Annotated in this window: 16 protein-coding genes; 4 read left to right on the plus strand and 12 right to left on the minus strand. The window is 61.2% G+C overall.

All coding sequences use genetic code 11. From position 1 onward, the window contains the following. Positions 1–67 precede the first annotated feature (67 nt). A complete protein-coding gene (gene betB, locus HBO12_RS11610; RefSeq protein WP_169953665.1) occupies positions 68–1,540 on the minus strand; it encodes a betaine-aldehyde dehydrogenase in 1,473 nt (490 codons plus the stop codon). Positions 1,541–1,634: 94 nt separating this feature from the next. Further along, positions 1,635–2,228: a transcriptional regulator BetI gene (gene betI / locus HBO12_RS11615; RefSeq protein WP_032858683.1), complete on the minus strand. Its 594-nt coding sequence runs from the start codon at positions 2,226–2,228 to the stop codon at positions 1,635–1,637. Positions 2,229–2,606: 378 nt separating this feature from the next. Between betI and HBO12_RS11620 the strand changes: the two genes are divergently transcribed. Next, the gene (locus HBO12_RS11620; protein ID WP_346266490.1) at positions 2,607–4,544 is read left to right on the plus strand and encodes a BCCT family transporter; all 1,938 of its coding nucleotides are present in this window, start codon (positions 2,607–2,609) and stop codon (positions 4,542–4,544) included. A gap of 156 nt (positions 4,545–4,700) precedes the next feature. Here the strand turns inward: HBO12_RS11620 and choV are convergent, their stop codons facing one another. From choV to HBO12_RS11635, 3 genes are all read right to left on the minus strand, one after another. Then, complete coding sequence (choV, locus tag HBO12_RS11625) at positions 4,701–5,879, minus strand: choline ABC transporter ATP-binding protein (protein ID WP_029300678.1); 1,179 nt, start codon at positions 5,877–5,879, stop codon at positions 4,701–4,703. Next, on the minus strand, positions 5,876–6,721 hold the full coding sequence (choW, locus tag HBO12_RS11630; RefSeq protein WP_032858679.1) for a choline ABC transporter permease subunit: 846 nt from the start codon (positions 6,719–6,721) through the stop codon (positions 5,876–5,878). The genes choV and choW overlap by 4 nt, the downstream gene beginning before the upstream one ends. Positions 6,722–6,788: 67 nt before the next feature. Then, positions 6,789–7,736: a choline ABC transporter substrate-binding protein gene (locus tag HBO12_RS11635; RefSeq protein WP_169953669.1), complete on the minus strand. Its 948-nt coding sequence runs from the start codon at positions 7,734–7,736 to the stop codon at positions 6,789–6,791. 427 nt (positions 7,737–8,163) lie between these two features. On the opposite strand from HBO12_RS11635, the gene HBO12_RS11640 reads away from it, so the two are divergent. Then, entirely contained in the window at positions 8,164–9,540 is a 1,377-nt protein-coding gene (locus HBO12_RS11640; protein WP_170042182.1) for an L-serine ammonia-lyase, read from the plus strand. 559 nt (positions 9,541–10,099) lie between these two features. Then, positions 10,100–11,203 (plus strand): choline metabolism transcriptional regulator GbdR, encoded by a 1,104-nt coding sequence (gene gbdR, locus HBO12_RS11645; RefSeq protein ID WP_029300670.1) that lies wholly within the window; start codon positions 10,100–10,102, stop codon positions 11,201–11,203. Positions 11,204–11,291: 88 nt separating this feature from the next. Here the strand turns inward: gbdR and HBO12_RS11650 are convergent, their stop codons facing one another. From HBO12_RS11650 to HBO12_RS11670, 5 genes are all read right to left on the minus strand, one after another. Further along, on the minus strand, positions 11,292–11,555 hold the full coding sequence (locus HBO12_RS11650) for a hypothetical protein (RefSeq protein WP_170042183.1): 264 nt from the start codon (positions 11,553–11,555) through the stop codon (positions 11,292–11,294). Positions 11,556–11,803: 248 nt separating this feature from the next. Then, positions 11,804–12,277, minus strand: a complete 474-nt coding sequence (locus HBO12_RS11655) for a thioesterase family protein (protein ID WP_170042184.1) — start codon at positions 12,275–12,277, stop codon at positions 11,804–11,806. A gap of 117 nt (positions 12,278–12,394) precedes the next feature. Continuing rightward, a complete protein-coding gene (locus HBO12_RS11660; protein ID WP_170042185.1) occupies positions 12,395–13,360 on the minus strand; it encodes an L-carnitine dehydrogenase in 966 nt (321 codons plus the stop codon). Positions 13,361–13,505: 145 nt separating this feature from the next. Continuing rightward, positions 13,506–14,393 (minus strand): 3-dehydrocarnitine:acetyl-CoA trimethylamine transferase CdhC, encoded by an 888-nt coding sequence (gene cdhC, locus HBO12_RS11665; protein WP_170042186.1) that lies wholly within the window; start codon positions 14,391–14,393, stop codon positions 13,506–13,508. Between the two features lie 74 nt (positions 14,394–14,467). Next, complete coding sequence (locus HBO12_RS11670) at positions 14,468–15,406, minus strand: choline ABC transporter substrate-binding protein (protein ID WP_169953681.1); 939 nt, start codon at positions 15,404–15,406, stop codon at positions 14,468–14,470. A gap of 193 nt (positions 15,407–15,599) precedes the next feature. Between HBO12_RS11670 and HBO12_RS11675 the strand changes: the two genes are divergently transcribed. Beyond that, complete coding sequence (locus HBO12_RS11675; RefSeq protein WP_170042187.1) at positions 15,600–16,544, plus strand: GlxA family transcriptional regulator; 945 nt, start codon at positions 15,600–15,602, stop codon at positions 16,542–16,544. Positions 16,545–16,677: 133 nt separating this feature from the next. Here HBO12_RS11675 and HBO12_RS11680 read toward each other — a convergent pair whose 3' ends face one another. Both HBO12_RS11680 and HBO12_RS11685 read right to left on the minus strand, forming a co-directional pair. Next, positions 16,678–17,085: a DUF3010 family protein gene (locus tag HBO12_RS11680; RefSeq protein WP_170042188.1), complete on the minus strand. Its 408-nt coding sequence runs from the start codon at positions 17,083–17,085 to the stop codon at positions 16,678–16,680. A gap of 42 nt (positions 17,086–17,127) precedes the next feature. Continuing rightward, on the minus strand, positions 17,128–17,529 hold the full coding sequence (locus HBO12_RS11685) for a lysozyme inhibitor LprI family protein (protein ID WP_169953687.1): 402 nt from the start codon (positions 17,527–17,529) through the stop codon (positions 17,128–17,130). Positions 17,530–17,598: the final 69 nt, after the last annotated feature.

A 17,598-nucleotide genomic window follows, 5' to 3' on the forward strand; every position in this document is an offset into this window, starting at 1 on the left:
GCCGGCTCCTACAGGTCGTGCGCAATCCTTGTAGGAGCCCGCTTGCGGGCGATTGGCGGTAGCCGGGTTAGAACACCGAGGCGTAGTCGCCCAGCTCAACCTGTACCGATTTGATGCGGGTGAAGTTGTTCAGCGAGCTGATGCCGTTCTCACGGCCAACACCCGACTGCTTGTAGCCGCCCACCGGCATCTTGGCGTCGGACTCGCCCCAGGCGTTGATCCAGCAGATACCGGCTTCCAACTGATGAATCACGCGGTGAGCGCGGTTCAGATCGCGGGTCACCAGGCCCGCGGCCAGGCCGAAGTCGGTGTCGTTGGCACGACGGATCACTTCTTCTTCGGTCTCGTAGGTGAGGATGCTCATTACCGGGCCAAAGATTTCTTCACGCACGATGGTCATGTCGTCGGTGCAGTCAGTGAACACGGTCGGTGCCACGAACGCGCCCTTGGCGAAGTCGCCGTCGGTCAGGCGGTCGCCGCCGCACAGCAGGCGTGCGCCTTCTTCCTTACCCTTGGCGATGTAGCCCAGCACGCTTTCCATGTGGGCGAAGCTGACCAGTGGGCCGAAGTTGGTGTTCTCGTCTTCTGGGTTGCCGACGCGGATGCGCGCAACACGCTCCACGATCTTGGCTTCAAAGGCAGCTTGCAGGTGCTTTGGAATAAACACGCGGGTGCCGTTGGTGCAGACCTGGCCGGAGCTGTAGAAGTTGGCCATCATCGCGGTGTCGGCGGCGCGATCCAGGTCGGCGTCGTCGAAGATGATCAGCGGGGATTTGCCGCCCAGTTCCATGGTCACGTCTTTGAGCGAGGAGCTCGAAGCGCTGGCCATGACCTTCTTGCCGGTGTCGGTGCCGCCGGTGAAGGAGATTTTTTCGATGCGTGGGTGCTCGGTCAGCCAGGTGCCGACTTCACGACCGCTGCCGGTCAGGACGTTGAACACGCCATCCGGAACGCCGGCTTCGGTGTAGATCTCGGCCAGTTTCAGGGTGGTCAGCGACGTCACTTCGCTTGGCTTGAAGATCATTGCGTTGCCGGCCGCCAGGGCTGGGGCAGACTTCCACAGGGCGATCTGGATCGGGTAGTTCCACGCGCCGATACCGGCGACCACGCCCAGCGGCTCGCGGCGGGTGTAGACGAACGAAGTGGTACGCAGCGGGATCTGCTCGCCTTCGATGGCGGGCACCAGGCCGGCGTAGTATTCCAGCACGTCGGCACCGGTGACGATGTCGACGTACTTGGTTTCAGAGAAGGATTTACCGGTGTCCAGGGTTTCCAGGGCGGCCAGTTCATCGTTGCGCTCACGCAGGATTTCCACGGCGCGACGCAGGATGCGCGAACGCTCCATGGCGGTCATCGCGGCCCAGATTTTCTGGCCCTTTTCGGCGCTGACCACCGCACGCTCAACGTCTTCGAACGTAGCGCGCTGCACGTTGGCGAGAACTTCACCGTTAGCCGGGTTGATGGCTTCGAAGGTGGCATCGCTGCCAGCGTCGCTGTAGCCGCCGTCAATGTAGAGTTTTTGCAGTTCGAAACGGGCCATAAAGTCCTCGCAAGTGCATAAGTGGTTGGCGTTAACCACTGAAGGGGCATAGCCCGCTCAGCAGCAGTTCAGGGGTTGAGCGTTTATGTGGGCTCTAACTCACCTGCTTGGCCAATTGGAAATCCATGTATTCGTAAGCGATCCGTTGCGCCTGCTCCGTGTCGAAAGCGTCTCCCGACAGGGCGCCGCGCAACCACAAGCCGTCGATCAGGGCCGCCAGGCCTCGGGCTGCGCTGCGTGCATCTTCCAGCGGCAGCACACGGCGGAACTGGCAGCACAGGTTGGAATACAGGCGGTGATCGTTGATCCGCTGCAACCTGTGCAAAGACGGGTGGTGCATGCTGGTGGCCCAGAAGGCCAGCCAGGTTTTCATTGCCGGGCCGTTGACCTGGCTGGCGTCGAAGTTGCCGCCAATAATCACTTGAAGGTGCGCCCGGGGGCTGTCTTCCTTCAATGCCTGCCGGCGTTCGTGGACGTTCTCGATCAGCACATTCATCAGGTACCGCATGGTTGCGGCGATCAGGCCATTCTTGTCCTGAAAGTAGTGACTGATGATGCCGTTCGAGACGCCGGCCAGACGGGCGATCAGCGCAATGCTGGCATCTCCCATCCCAACCTGATCGATGGCCGTCAATGTGGCTTCGATCAACTGCTGGCGGCGTATGGGTTGCATACCGACCTTGGGCATGTAGCACCTCTCCTTAGGCCTGCCGACGGGCGTAAACGTTCGTCGGCTTGAAGGCCAGTCTATTTTGTTTTGATTGAACGTTCAATCAACAAAGAATAAGATCTGCGACAAATGGTCGCTGCCTACAGGTATTTCCTACATGTCGGCAGGCACATCTGACATCCGTAAAAACCCTTGAAACCGCCCATGACCCTGGGTCGCTGGGGTTCGGGGATTTTCGGGATGTCTTTATAACACCCGTCCGTCGACTGCCGAAAAATCGATGGCGCGGGTCACGCGCTGCCTTGTGTCCTCTCTCGCACTGCCCGGAGCCTCTGTGCCATGAGTTCTGCCTCTCTTATAAAGACCCCACCGGAAAAGGTGCGGGTCAACGGTTGGGTGTTCTACACCTCCACCGCGCTGATCCTGTTGTTGACCGCCGTTCTGATCATCGCCCCGCAAGAGGCCGGCAGAATGCTGGGAGTCGCCCAGACCTGGCTCTCGAAGAGCTTTGGCTGGTACTACATGGTGGTTATCGCCGCCTACCTGGTATTTGTGGTGGGCCTGGCGTTTTCGTCCTACGGCAAATTGAAGCTGGGCAGCAAGGCCGATACCCCGGACTTCAGCTACGGCGCCTGGGCCGGCATGTTGTTCTCCTCGGGCATCGGCATCTCGTTGCTGTACTTCGGCGCGTCCGAGCCGTTGGACCACTACTTCAACCCGCCCGAAGGCGCCGCCGCCACCCATATGGCCGCGCGCCAGGCGTTGCAGCTGACCTTCCTGCACTGGGGCCTGCATGGCTGGGCGATCTATGCGCTGGTCGGCCTGGCCGTGGCGTACTTTGCTTACCGCCATAACCAGCCGCTGGCCCTGCGTTCGGCGCTGTACCCGTTGATGGGCGAGCGCTGGGTCAAGGGTGCGGCCGGTCATGCGGTGGATGGCTTCGGCATGTTCGTGACCCTGCTGGGCCTGGTGACGAACCTGGGGATTGGTTCGATGCAAGTGTCGTCCGGGCTGGAAAACCTGTTCGGCATGGAGCACAGCAACACCAACCTGCTGATCGTGATCATCGTGATGAGCACCGTGGCGACCATCGCCGCCGTGTCGGGCGTGGAAAATGGCATTCGCCGCCTGTCCAACCTGAACATCGTGCTGTTCAGCGGCCTGCTGATTTTCGTGCTGCTGTTTGGCCCGACCCTGCACCTGCTCAACGGCTTTGTGCAGAACCTGGGCGACTACATGAACGGCCTGGTGCTCAAAACCTTCGACCTCTACGTGTACGAAGGCGATGGCGAGAAGTCCGAGCGCTGGATGGGCCTGTGGACCCTGTTCTACTGGGCCTGGTGGATTTCCTGGGCACCGTTCGTAGGCATGTTCATCGCGCGTATTTCCCGTGGCCGTACCGTGCGTGAACTGGTGGCTGGCGTATTGCTGATCCCGCTGGGCTTTACCCTGGCGTGGCTGTCGATCTTCGGCAACTCGGCGTTGGACCTGGTGCTCAACCACGGTGCGGTGGAGCTGGGCAAGACCGCGCTGGAGCAGCCATCCATGGCGATCTACCAGTTGCTGGAATACTACCCGGCGTCGAAAGTGGTGATCGGCGTGTCGATCTTTGTCGGTTTTGTGCTGTTCCTGACGCCGGCGGATTCTGGCGCGGTGATGATGGCCAACCTGTCGTGCAAGGGCGGCAATGTGGATGAGGATGCGCCGCACTGGCTGCGGATCTTCTGGTCGGCGGTGATCACCCTGGTGACCATCGGCTTGCTGTTTGCCGGCAACTTTGAAGCCATGCAGACCATGGTGGTACTGGCGGGCCTGCCGTTCTCGGTGGTGCTGATCTTCTTTATGTTCGGTTTGCACAAGGCCATGCGCCAGGATGTGGCCATCGAACAGGAGCAGGCGCAATTGGCCGAACGCGGCCGTCGCGGTTTCAGCGAGCGCCTCACCGCCCAGGACCTGCAACCGAGCCAGGCGGTGGTGCAACGCTTTATGGACAAGAAAGTCACCCCGGCGCTGGAAGAAGCGGCCGTGGCATTGCGCGCCCAAGGGCTGGATGTGCAGACGCTGCTGGGTAAGTCCAAGCGCTGCATTGGCGTGCGGATCGAGATGGAAGGCAACCCGTTTGTCTACGAGGTGAGCCTGGACGGCTACCTGGCGGCGCCCAGTGAGTCGATCGAGGCGGACGAGGAGCGTGCGCGCTACTACCGCGCCGAGGTCTACCTGCACAACGGCGGCCAGGAATACGACCTGATGGGCTTCACCCAGGAGCAGATCACCCGGGATGTGCTCGATCAGTTTGAAAGCCATCGGCAGCTCCTTGGCCGTGTCTATAGCTGAAAAAAGCCGGCGGTGTCGTCACTGACACCGCCTGTTCAAACTTGGCAATGCGCTCAAATGTAGGAGCTGGCTTGCCAGCGATAGCGGTGTTGGATTCACTACCGCTATCGCTGGCAAGCCAGCTCCTACAATGACCCAGTTCCTTCAGTTGGGTCTTTAGCCCAGGTTCTTGCCCAGCAGGGCGTGGTACAGCTCGCTATCCCCCAGAATCCCTACCACCTTGTTGTTGTCGTGCAGCACCAGCTTGTTGCCGGTCTGGTAGCGAATCTGCAACGCATCGCGCATGCCGATATTCGAATCCACCAAGGTCGGCAACCGCCCCAGGCCTTCCACGGCTTGCCCTGGCGCCCAGTTCTGCAGGTTCATTGCCACGCCATTTTGCCGCGCGCCCTGGATGGTGTTGCCTTCGGCCAGGTCCAGCCACGAATCGCCGCCTGGGTCCAGGCACACCGAGCCGTTGACCCGCTTGCAGTTGTCCAGGGTGCGCATCAGGCTGCGGCCGCACAACACGTTCAGCGGGTTGGTATGGGCGACGAAGGTGCGCACATAGTCATCCGCCGGGTTCAGCACAATCTCTTCCGGCACGCTGTACTGGATGATCTTGCCGTCTTTCATGATCGCGATCCGGCTACCGAGCTTGAGCGCCTCATCCAGGTCGTGGCTGACGAACACGATGGTCTTGCTCAGCTTGCGTTGCAGCTCCAGCAACTCATCCTGCAGGCCTTGGCGGATCAGGGGGTCGAGGGCCGAGAAGGGTTCGTCCATCAGCAGGATATCGGCGTCCATCGCCAGGGCGCGAGCCAGGCCGACGCGCTGTTGCATGCCGCCCGAGAGTTCGTCGGGCTTCTTGTTGCGCCATTGGGTCAGGCCCACCAGCTCAAGTTTTTCGTCCACCAGCTTGCGCCGCTCTTTCTCGGGGCGGCCCTGCATCTCCAGGCCAAAGCTGATGTTTTCGCGCACCGTGAGCCAGGGCATCAGGGCGAACTTCTGGAACACCATGGCGATGCGCTTGGTGCGCATCATTTTCAGCTCTGCCGGGGTGCATGAGGCGATGTCGATCTGGCGCCCTTCATGCTCGACAAACAACTGGCCACGGCTCACGGTGTTAAGGCCGTTGATACAGCGCAACAGGCTGGATTTGCCGGAGCCGGACAGGCCCATCAACACGCAGATCTCGCCTTTCTCGATATCCAGGCTGGCCTTTTCCACGCCGACGATCTGCCCGGTCTTTTTCAGGATTTCGTTGCGGTGCATCCCCTCGTCCAGCAGCTTGAGGGCTTCGCGTGGGTCTTTGGAGAAGATCACGTCGACATTGTCGAATCGGATAATGCTCATGCATCACCCCCTACTTTGGCGTCGGGTTGTTTGCAGATGCGGTCGAGCATGATGGCCAGCAGCACAATCGCCAGGCCGGCTTCAAAGCCCAGGGCAATGTCGGCGGTGTTCAGCGCGTTGACCACGGGTTTGCCGAGGCCGTCGGCGCCCACCAGGGCCGCGATCACCACCATCGACAACGACAGCATGATGCATTGGGTAATGCCGGCAGCAATGCTCGGCATGGCGTGGGGCAGTTCGATGCGCGAGAGCAACTGGCGGCGCGAGCAGCCAAAGGCCTTGCCGGCGTCCATCAACTCTTGCGGCACATCGCGGATGCCCAGGTAGGTCAGGCGGATCGGCGCGGCAATCGCGAACACCACCGTGGAGATCAGGCCAGGCACCACGCCCAGCCCGAAGAGGGTCAGGGTCGGGATGAGGTAGACGAAGGTTGGCACGGTCTGCATCAAATCGAGCACCGGCCGCATCATCGTGTAGAACATCGGCTTGTGCGCGGCAACAATGCCCAGCGGCACGCCGATCACCACGCAGACCAGGGTGGCGAACAGCACCTGCGCCAGGGTCTCCATGGTTTCCTGCCAGTACCCCAGGTTGAGGATCAGCAGGAAGGAGGCGATGACAAATACGGTCAGGCCCCACTTACGTTGAATGTAGTGAGCAAGCAGCGCAATCAGACCGATCAATGCCAGCGGATTGAACCAGGTCAGCGCAAACGTCACGCCGTGGATCATCGTTTCCAGTGTCGATGCGATCGCGTCGAAATAATCGGCGCCGTTCTGCGTCAACCATTCGACGAAGGCAGCGATGTACTGGCCTAGTGGGATTTTCTGTTCAGTCAGCATGGTAGTGAATGTCCACATGCGAAGAGGGAAAACATCCCGGGCCGGCACGCCGGCCCAGGGTCAGCGGTTACTTGTCGAGGTAGGCTTTCACGGCGGCAAGTCCTGGTTTGCCATCAAGGGTGGTGACCCCGGCGAGCCAGGTGTCGAGTACTTGCGGGTTCTTCTTCAGCCAGGCCTTGGCGGCTACGTCGGGTTTCATCTTGTCGTCGAGGACGTTGCCCATCAGGGTGCTTTCCATGTCCAGGGTGAACGACAGGTTTTTCAGCAGTTGGCCAACGTTGCTGCACTCCTGCACGTAGCCCTTGCGGGTGTTGGTGTAGATGGTGGCCTGGCCGTAGTTGGGGCCGAATGAATCGTCACCTCCAGTCAGGTACTTGAGTTTGAAGCGGGTGTTCATCGGGTGCGGTTCCCAGGCGAGGAACACAATGGCCTGGCCGCGCTTGGTGGCACGGTCCACTTGCGAGAGCATCCCCGCTTCGCTGGACTCCACCACCTTGAAGCCTGCGTCCTTCAAGCCGAACTGATTCTTGTCGATCACGCTCTGGATCGTACGGTTGCCGTCGTTGCCCGGCTCGATACCGTAGATCTTGCCGCCCAGTTCGTCCTTGAATTTGACGATGTCGGCGAAGTCCTTCAGGCCCTTGTCGTACAGCGCTTGTGGCACGGCCAGGGTGTATTTGGCGTTTTCCAGGTTGGCGCGCACGGTTTCCACGGTGCCGGCATCACGGTACTGCTTGATGTCGTTTTCCATGGTCGGCATCCAGTTGCCGAGGAAGATATCCATGTTCTTGCCGTCGGCCAGGGACTTGTAGGTCACGGGTACGGAAATCATCGTGGTGCGGGGCTTGTAGCCCAGGCCCTTGAGGACTTCGCTGGTGGTGGCGGTGGTGACGGTGATATCGGTCCAGCCGACATCGGAGAAGTTGACGGTGCTGCACTGCTCAGGATCAGCAGCGAGGGCCGCAAGGGGAAGACTCAGCATGGCGGCCAACAACAACGGGGGGGAACCTTTCATGGGTTTGGACTCCTGGTGTTTTTCCGGCGGTGCTTGACCGCGCTTATAAGTGTTGCAGTTGGGGCGTGCGAGCGATGTGCAGCCTCGGTGCCTTGCAAACGAGTCGAGACTGATCATGTACCAGTGAAAATCTGACGCCTACAGGGTGGGTCGTATCCAGTACAGGGATGGTCGTATCCAGTGTCGGTGACGTCGCTTACAGATTTTTCCATAGGCAAAACTGCACTTTTTCTCGATCTGCGCCGCAAAAAACGGCGATTACGTCCCATTGCACGGGGAAGACGCTGGTGAGCATGGGTATGTCGGTGTGAGACGCCGGACGGCGCAGTGAAAGCTTGATGATGCCGCCATCTGGGCGACTTGAGCGTAGCAGCTCCGCCACCAGGCGTTATTGCGCCTGGCCTGTGCTATCGAGGAGTTTCGCGCAATGGCTATCAGCGTTTTCGACCTGTTCAAGATCGGCATTGGGCCGTCCAGTTCCCACACCGTCGGCCCCATGCGCGCCGCGGCGTTATTCGTCCAGGGCTTGCGGGAACGTGCGCTTGTGGATCAGGTGCGGCGTGTCGAAGTGCAGCTGTATGGCTCGTTATCGGCCACCGGCATCGGCCACGGCAGCGACAACGCGGTGATCATGGGGCTGATGGGCGAGTGGCCAGACGCGATTGATCCATCGCAGATCGGCCTGCGTATCGAGGCCCTGCGTGAGACGCAGACGTTGCTGTTGGACAACCGCTTCCCGGTGCCGTTTGTGTGGTCGCGGGACATGCGCCTGATCGACGAAAACCTGCCATTCCATCCCAACGCCATGACCCTGGTGGTCTACGGCGCCCAGACCGAGTTGCATCGCGATACCTACTATTCGGTGGGCGGCGGCTTTGTGGTGGATGAAGCCCAGGCGCGCAGCGGCGTGGCAGATATGGACCGCACCGAACTGCCCTATGATTTCTCCAGCGCGGTGGAGTTGTTGCAGTTGTGCAAGACCCACAACCTGCGCGTCGCCGAACTGATGCTGGCCAATGAAAAGGTCTGGCGTTCCGAGGAAGAAATCCGCAGCGGCCTGATGAAACTCTGGCGTGCCATGCAGGACTGCGTCGAGCAGGGCCTCAAGCACGAAGGCATCCTGCCCGGCGGCTTGAATGTGCGCCGCCGCGCCGCCAAGTTGCACCGCAGCCTGCAGGAGCTGGGCAAGCCGAATGTGATCGGCTCGACCTTGAGCGCCATGGAGTGGGTCAACCTGTTCGCCCTGGCCGTCAACGAAGAAAACGCTGCCGGTGGGCGCATGGTCACGGCCCCGACCAACGGGGCGGCGGGGATCATTCCGGCGGTGCTGCACTACTTTATGAAGTTCAGCGAGGAAGTCACCGAGGCCAATGTGGTGGACTACTTTCTCGGTGCGGCGGCCATCGGCATTCTGTGCAAGAAGAATGCGTCGATCTCTGGCGCCGAAGTCGGTTGCCAGGGCGAAGTCGGCTCGGCCTGCGCCATGGCGGCGGCGGGGCTGGCCGAGATTCTCGGCGCCTCGCCGGAGCAGGTGTGCAACGCCGCCGAAATCGGCCTGGAGCACAACCTCGGCCTGACCTGCGACCCGGTGGGCGGCCTGGTGCAAGTGCCGTGCATCGAGCGCAATGCGATTGCAGCGGTCAAGGCAATCAATGCCGCGCAGATGGCATTGCGTGGCGACGGCCAGCACTTTATCTCCCTGGACCGGGTGATCCGCACCATGCGCGATACCGGGGCGGATATGCATGACAAGTACAAGGAGACCTCGCGGGGTGGGTTGGCGGTGAGTGCTGTCGAGTGTTAAGCGAACCCAATGCTCAAAGCAGTGAAGATCAAATGTAGGAGCTGGCTTGCCAGCGATAGCGGTGTTGGATTCACTACCGCTATCGCTGGCAAGCCCGCTCCCACAGGGGATCTGCGCTTAACTGACTGGCATTGAGGCTTGCCCGCGATGACGCAGTGTCAAACCCCACTGCTCATAAAGTGAACACTTCACCCCCAACACGCCACCTTTTAGCGCGTCGCAAACAGATAAGTAGCCCCAAACGATTTCCCTCCCGACCACCCGTCACCTGTGCGTGTGGTGACACACTTTTCCTACGCCCTGAAAGCGCCTTCCCACAAGTGCTACCGATCTGCTCACAGACCGTAAGCGTAGGCTTTTTCCGACTCATATCCTCACGCCGGGCGCGGGCTTATATAGACACCTCAATAGGTCGTTTTCAGGAGTTATTGAATACCTATTCAACTTTAGGCATGGCATTTGCTCTATCAATTCAAAGCCTCTCTCCTGACGGACGAAGAGTGCAATAACAAGAGCCTCGCCTGAGGCCATCACCTGCTTTGTGTGAGGAGATACCGCGATGACGTCGTTCAACTCCGGGGCTCAACCCCAGAACCGTGCGCCTCAATCCATCGGCTTTTTGCTGCTGGACAATTTCACGCTGATTTCCCTGGCGTCCGCAGTGGAGCCACTGCGCATGGCCAACCAATTGTCCGGTCGCGAGCTGTATCGCTGGACCACCTTGAGCGTCGACGGCAACCAGGTATGGGCCAGCGATGGCCTGCAAATCACCCCCGATTGCTCCATGCACAAAGCCCCGGCCCTGGACACCGTGATTGTCTGCGGCGGCGTGGGTATCCAGCGCACCGTGACCCGCGAACATGTGTCGTGGCTGCAAAGCCAGGCGCGCCAGTCCCGCCGCCTCGGCGCGGTGTGCACCGGCAGTTGGGCCCTGGCCTGCGCCGGCTTGCTCGACGGGTTTGATTGCAGCGTGCACTGGGAATGCCTGGCGTCGATGCAGGAAGCTTTCCCTCGGGTGTCGATGAGCACGCGCCTGTTCACCCTCGACCGCAATCGCTTCACCAGTTCGGGCGGCACCGCGCCGCTGGACATGATGCTGCACCTGATCAGCCGCGACCACGGCCGTGAACTGTCGGCGGCGATTTCCGAGATGTTTGTGTACGAACGTATCCGCAATGAACAGGATCACCAGCGTGTGCCGCTCAAGCACATGCTCGGCACCAACCAGCCGAAGCTGCAGGAAATCGTCGCGCTGATGGAAGCCAACCTGGAGGAGCCGATCGACCTCGATGAACTGGCCGTCTACGTCGCCGTCTCGCGGCGCCAGCTGGAGCGCCTGTTCCAGAAATACCTGCACTGCTCGCCGTCGCGCTACTACCTCAAGCTGCGCCTGATCCGTGCCCGGCAGTTGCTCAAGCAAACGCCGATGTCGATCATCGAAGTGGCCTCGGTGTGCGGGTTTGTGTCCACGCCACACTTCTCCAAGTGCTACCGCGAGTATTTCGGCATTCCGCCACGGGATGAACGCGTCGGTTCCAACACCACCCAGCAAGTGGCGATGATGCCGATTCCGCAGGCGTTGGTGTTGTCACCGTTGGCGGGGCCGATGTCGGCGTTGAGCCAGGCGCGCAATGAATCGACGTTTGCCAGTGTAAGGCTGTAGACCGAGTCGCCTGCATCGCAGGCAAGCCAGCTCCCACATTTGGAATGCATTCCCCTGTGGGAGCGGGCTTGCCCGCGATAGCGGTGTATCAGGCCCCGGAACTCTTCCTGAATGCCACCAAAGCAGGCAACAACTGCTTATCAATCGCCTGGCGCACCGCCGGCAGAATCGTCGCGCTGCCGGTGTACATCTGCTCGACCATGCCCTTGAGTGCCTTGGCCCGCGCTTCACTCAAGCCGCGTACCGCACATTCACAGGCCTGCTCGGCAGTGGCGCCGCTGGACACCTCGAAACCCAGGGAGCGCAGTTGGCTCAGCAGGTCATCCTGATCAATCAAATCCGCGTGCATCATGATGTTCATCCTGGTTAGGGGAGACTTCGATCAGGTTCGATTCTGGTGGGCCGTCAGCGGGTCGGCAAGGCCTGAATGGCGCGATGGCTGGAACGACTATGAACAGGTCGTTTTCGGGCCAGTTGCCAAGGGTGGTTGTGGGCACACTCAGGCTCAAGCAAGCAGATTGAAGGTTTGGTCACCCTCGGCCCGCACGCTCGCACAAAGCACTCTGCCCCGATCCTGTCACGGCTTGATCGGGGCTTTTTTTATTTGACCGGCAGGCCGATGACACGCCCGAGCAGGGCAGGCCGGGGCAGGTCTGCCTGCTCGCTGCTGATTGCCGCCAGGCGCTGTGCCACCGCTGCGCTGAACGGTGCCGAGCGTGGCCCGGCAAGGTCGACATGTAGCAGCATCTGCTCATTGCCCGCCAGCTCCCGCTCTTCGCCCACCAGGTGCAGGCTGTGATACAGATGCAGGCGCTTGTTGTCATGGGCGATCAACTGGGTATGCACCTCGACCTCGGCGCCGAGTTTCACTTCGTGCAGGTAATTGAGGTGCAGTTCCAGGGTAAACAACGAGTGGCCGCTGGCTTCGCGGTTGTCGCTGTCCAGGCCCAGGGTGTCCATCAACGCATCGGTGGCGTAGCTGAAGATCAGCAGGTAGAACGCATCCCGCAGGTGGCCGTTGTAATCGACCCAGTCGGGGATGATGTGGGTGGTGTAGGTCGTCAGTGCGGGCATGTCGTCAATTCCAGATCTGTACTCGGTCAACTGTGGGAGCTGGCTTGCCTGCGATGGTGGTGGTCAATCCAACACCGTTATCCCAGGCAAGCCAGCTCCCACAGAAATAAACAGCCGTTATTCGGCGAAGCTCATGCCGTGCTTTGCCTTGGTGGTCTTCACCGCCTCCAGCACCGCCAGCAGGCAATCATCACGATAGCGCTCCAGCGCCGCAATGCTATGGCTGCCCAGCTGCTCGCGGGTGCCATCGACCACATCATCAATCAGTTTGTCCGTCAGTTCCGGTGCCGGCAGGTACGTCCACGGCAGCTGCAACGCCGGGCCGAATTGCGCCATGAAATGCCGCATCCCGGCATCGCCGCCGGCCAAGGTATAGGTGAGGAACGTGCCCATGAACGACCAGCGCAAACCGGCGCCAAAGCGGATCGCATCGTCGATCTCGCCGGTGGTCGCTACACCGTCGTTGACCAGATGCAACGCCTCGCGCCACAGCGCCTCAAGCAAGCGGTCGGCGATAAAGCCGGGGACTTCCTTGCGCACATGCAGCGGGCGCATGCCCAGGGATTCGTAGACTTTTATCGCCGCCTGGATCGCTTCGGGCGCAGTGTGTTTGCCGCCGACCACTTCCACCAGCGGCAGCAGGTACACCGGGTTGAACGGGTGGCCGACCACGCAGCGCTGCGGGTGTGTGGCGCTTTCATAAAACTCGCTGGGCAAAAGCCCCGAAGTGCTGGAGCCGATCAACGCATTGGGCTTGGCTGCCGCGCTGATCTTGCTGTGCAGCTCCAGCTTCAGCTCCAGGCGTTCGGGGGCGCTTTCCTGGATGAAGTCGGCGTCTTGCACGCATTCTTCGATGGTCGCGACAAACCGCAGGCGGTCCTGGGAGGCGCCCGGTGCCAGGCCCTGCTTTTCCAGGGCGGCCCAGGCATTGGCGACACGCTTGCGCAGGGCCGCTTCGGCGCCGGGCGCCGGGTCCCAGGCCACCACATCCAGGCCATGGGCGAGGGCGCGGGATACCCAGCCGCTGCCGATGACACCACTGCCCAGGGCGGCGAAGGTTTTGATTTCGGTGATAAAGCTCATTTCGGTAATTTCCAGTGCTAAAGAGGTTCATTGTGGGAGCTGGCTTGCCTGCGATAGCGGTGGGTCAGTGCCAAATGCATCAACTGATACACCGCTATCGCAGGCAAGCCAGCTCCTACATTTTTGAGCCGGTTGCGGCAGGGGATTAGCTACGTTTGGTCAGGCCCATCTTGGTTCGGCCTTCAGCCGGGGTCAGAACCCGCGCGCCCAGGCGGCTGAGGATTTCCCCGGCACGCTCCACCAGTTGCCCATTGGTCGCCAGCACGCCCTTGTCCAACCACAAGTTGTCTTCCAACCCAACCCGCACGTTGCCGCCCAGCAGCACCGCCTGCGCCGCCATCGGCATCTGCATGCGCCCGATGCCAAAGCCGGCCCACACCGCGGCGGCGGGCAGGTTGTCGACCATGGCTTTCATGGTGGTGGTATCGGCCGGCGCACCCCAGGGGATGCCCAGGCACAGTTGGAACAATGGGTTGTCGAGCAGGCCTTCCTTGATCAGTTGCTTGGCGAACCACAGGTGGCCGGTATCGAAAATCTCCAGCTCGGCCTTCACCCCCAGTTCCTGGATGCGCTTGGCGCCCGCTCGCAGTTGGGCCGGGGTGGACACATAAATAGTGTCGCCATCGCCAAAGTTCAGGGTGCCGCAGTCCAGGGTGCAGATTTCCGGCAGCAGTGCCTCGACGTGGGCCAGGCGGGTCAGCGGGCCGACCAGGTCGGTATTGGGGCCGAACGCCATGGGGTTCTCGCCACCGCCGATTTCCAGGTCGCCGCCCATGCCGGCGGTGAGGTTGACGATGATGTCGATATCCGCCTCGCGGATGCGCTCCATCACCTCGCGGTACAGCGCCACGTCGCGGCTGAACTTGCCGGTGTGCGGGTCGCGCACATGGCAATGCACCACGGTGGCGCCGGCTTTGGCGGCCTCTACCGCAGCTGCAGCGATTTGCCTGGGGGTGACCGGCACGTGGGGGCTTCTGGCGGTCGTGTCGCCAGCACCGGTGAGTGCGCAGGTGATGATGACGTCGTGGTTCATGGGGCAGGTTCCTTACAGGCGTGGTAGTGCCGTTCGCGGCCGTTGTTGGCCGCGAAACGGTGATTCGAGAGAGGTTATTTGCTGGTCAATTGCAGATGGGCGGCAGCGGGCTTGCCGTCGAACGTGGTCACGCCCTCCAGCCAACGCTGCTGGTCCTGGGGGTGATCCTTGAGCCACTGGCGGGCCGACTCGAACGCATCTTTGTGCTCCAGCAACGGCTGCATCATCCGGCTCTCTTGGGCGGCGGTGAACGTCAGGTTGGTCAGCAACTTGTGCACATTCGGGCATTGCTCGGCGTAGGTCGGGGTGGTCACTGTCCAGACCGTGGCCATGCCTTCATTGGGCCCCAGGGCGTCCTCGCTGCCGGACAGGTAGGTCATCTGCACATTGACGTTCATCGGGTGCGGCGCCCAGCCAAAGAACACCACGGCTTCGTTGCGGCGTACGGCGCGGTCCACGGCGGCGAGCATGCCGGCCTCGCTGGACTCCACCAACTGGAATTTGCCCAGGCCGAACTGGTTCTTGGCGATCATCGCCTTGATCTGGGTGTTGGCCCCGGAGCCTGGTTCGATGCCGTAGATCTTGCCGCCCAACTCTTTCTGGAACTTGGCAATGTCGGCGAAGGTTTTCAGGCCCTTGTCTGCCAGATAGGTCGGCACCGCCAGGGTCGCGCGGGCGTCCTTGAGGCTGGGCGCCTCGAGGACTTTGACCTGCCCGGCGTCGACGAACGGGGTGATGGTCTGGGTCATCAGCGGGTTCCAGTAGCCGAGGAACAGGTCCAGGCGCTGGTCGCGAATGCCGGAGAAGATGATTTGCTGGGACGCACTGGTTTGCTTGGTGCTGTAGCCGAGGCCGTCGAGCAGCACCTGGGTCATGGCGCTGGTGGCGATCACGTCGGTCCAGTTCACCACGCCCATGCGCACGTTCTTACAGGAAGCGGCATCGGCGGCCCACAGGCTGGTGCTCAAGACGGCACTGAGTGCGAGCACGCAGCGGCTGATCAGTCGGTTCATGATGGATCCCTCGGCAGGTCGTTATTGTGGGTTCCGGCGTCTTTGTGCACCGTGCCGCCAAGTTACCCAGCTTGCGGCGCGGCAAAACGCACGGCGGCGACCCACTCTTGCACTGCAGCGACCTGTGCCCTTGAATGGGCGCTGGAACTGGCGTATCACAGTGACCACGCTACCCGTCCCACGAGTGCGCACCATGTCCCAGGATTTCTACTTCCTGCTGATGCCGGGTTTCTCGGCCATCGGCTTTATCTCGGCCATCGAACCGCTGCGCGTGGCCAACCGCTTTCGCGGCGAGCTGTATCGCTGGCATGTGCTGAGCGCTGACGGTGGTGCAGTGCTGGCGAGCAACGGCATGTCGGTCAACGCCGACGCCGGGCTTGAGCCTCTGAAAAAAGGTGCGACTCTGTTGGTAGTCGCCGGCTTCGAGCCCCTGGAATTCGCCACGCCGGCCCTGGAGCACTGGCTGCGCCGCCTCGACCATGACGGCGTGACCCTCGGCGCTATCGACACCGGCAGTTTCGTCCTGGCCCAGGCCGGCCTGCTCGACGGCTACCGCCTGACCCTGCATTGGGAGGCCATCGATGCCTTCAAGGAATCCTATCCCGCACTGGCCGTGACCCAGGAACTGTTCGAGATCGACCGCCGGCGTATCACCTGCGCCGGCGGCACCGCGTCCATCGACCTGATGCTCGACCTGATCAGCCAGGCCCACGGCCCGGAGCTGGCGATCCAGGTTTCCGAGCAATTCGTGCTGGGCCGCATCCGCCCGCGCAAAGACCACCAGCGCATGCAGATCGCCACGCGCTACGGCATCAACAACCAGAAACTGGTGCAGGTGATTGGCGAGATGGAACAACACACCGAACCGCCCCTGAGCACCCTGGCGCTGGCGCAGATGATCAAGGTCACACGGCGCCAACTGGAGCGCCTGTTCCGCCTGCATCTCAATGACACCCCGAGCAACTTCTACCTCTGCCTGCGCCTGGAAAAAGCCCGGCAGTTACTGCGCCAGAGCGGCATGAGCGTGCTGGAAGTAAGCATTGCCTGTGGGTTCGAGTCGCCGTCGTATTTCACTCGAAGCTACCGGGCGCGGTTTGCCAAGTGCCCGCGGGAGGATCGGCGACGGGAGGTGGTGTAAGTCTATTGCGTATACGCCGACCCCATGTAGGAGCTGGCTTGCCTGCGATAGCGGTGTATCAGTTGGCAGAATAAGTTGCTGACCCACCGCTATCGCAGGCAAGCCAGCTCCTACATCGGATTTGTGGTGGGGCTTACTTTTTTACCAAGGCCGAGCACGCGGTTTTAAACGCCTCATGCTGATACTTGTTCAGCGTCGCCGGCAACGCAAAGTCGTGCCTCTTGTTCTGCGCATTGATGGTCTGCGGCGACAGCAGTGTCACTTCAACGCCGTCCAGCAACTGCAGCACTCCTTCAATCTTGAACGTGGTCGGGCCGCCGGCGAATTCGCCTTTTTTGCTGCGTTTCTTGATCGCGATACGGGTGATGGCGTTGTCGCGTACAAACGCGGCCACCTGGCTGGCGAAAGCTTTGACGTTGGCCGCCTCGTCATCGTCCTCGAGGGCGATTTTCTTGGTGGCCAGGGCGACGTGGGCCAGATCCAGGGTGGCAACGGCGATGATGGCTTCGCTGCCTTTGATTTCGATGCCGCAGAGAGTCATGGGTGGCCTTGGTTCAGAGGAAAGGATGGGCGCGATTGTCGCTTATTCCTGCCCGATCGACTCCAAAAACTCCGACCGCTCATCACTCATCCGCGCCAGGCAGTCATTTTGCGCAATGGCGTAGGCCTTGGTGCCGGTGACTGCCGGGAAGGTGTCCACCGCGCAGTCGGCATCCCGCAGTTTTTCCCACTTCTGCTGGGCATCCTTCAGACGAGCGGTGATGTCCGCCAACTGCGCCTTGTTGCTGGCGTAGGTGGAACCCATGCGTTCCAGCAGGCCCTGGTAGTTATCCTTGAGCAACTGTTCGGCGGTGGTTTTGTTGTAGGAGGCGCATTCCAGGGTCTGTTTGTCGTTTTCGATGCCATCACACGGGGTGCTGTCGGTGTCTTCGGCTGCGTGGACGCCGGTGGCGAGGAGTGCCAAAGCCAGGAAAATCGGTTTCATTGCGCCTTCTCATATCAGTGGATGGGTCGAATTCTGGCTCAAGCGTAGGCCAAAGAACAGATGCAGGAC

This window comes from Pseudomonas sp. WS 5059, from assembly GCF_012985525.1.
Taxonomy (GTDB): Bacteria; Pseudomonadota; Gammaproteobacteria; order Pseudomonadales; family Pseudomonadaceae; genus Aquipseudomonas.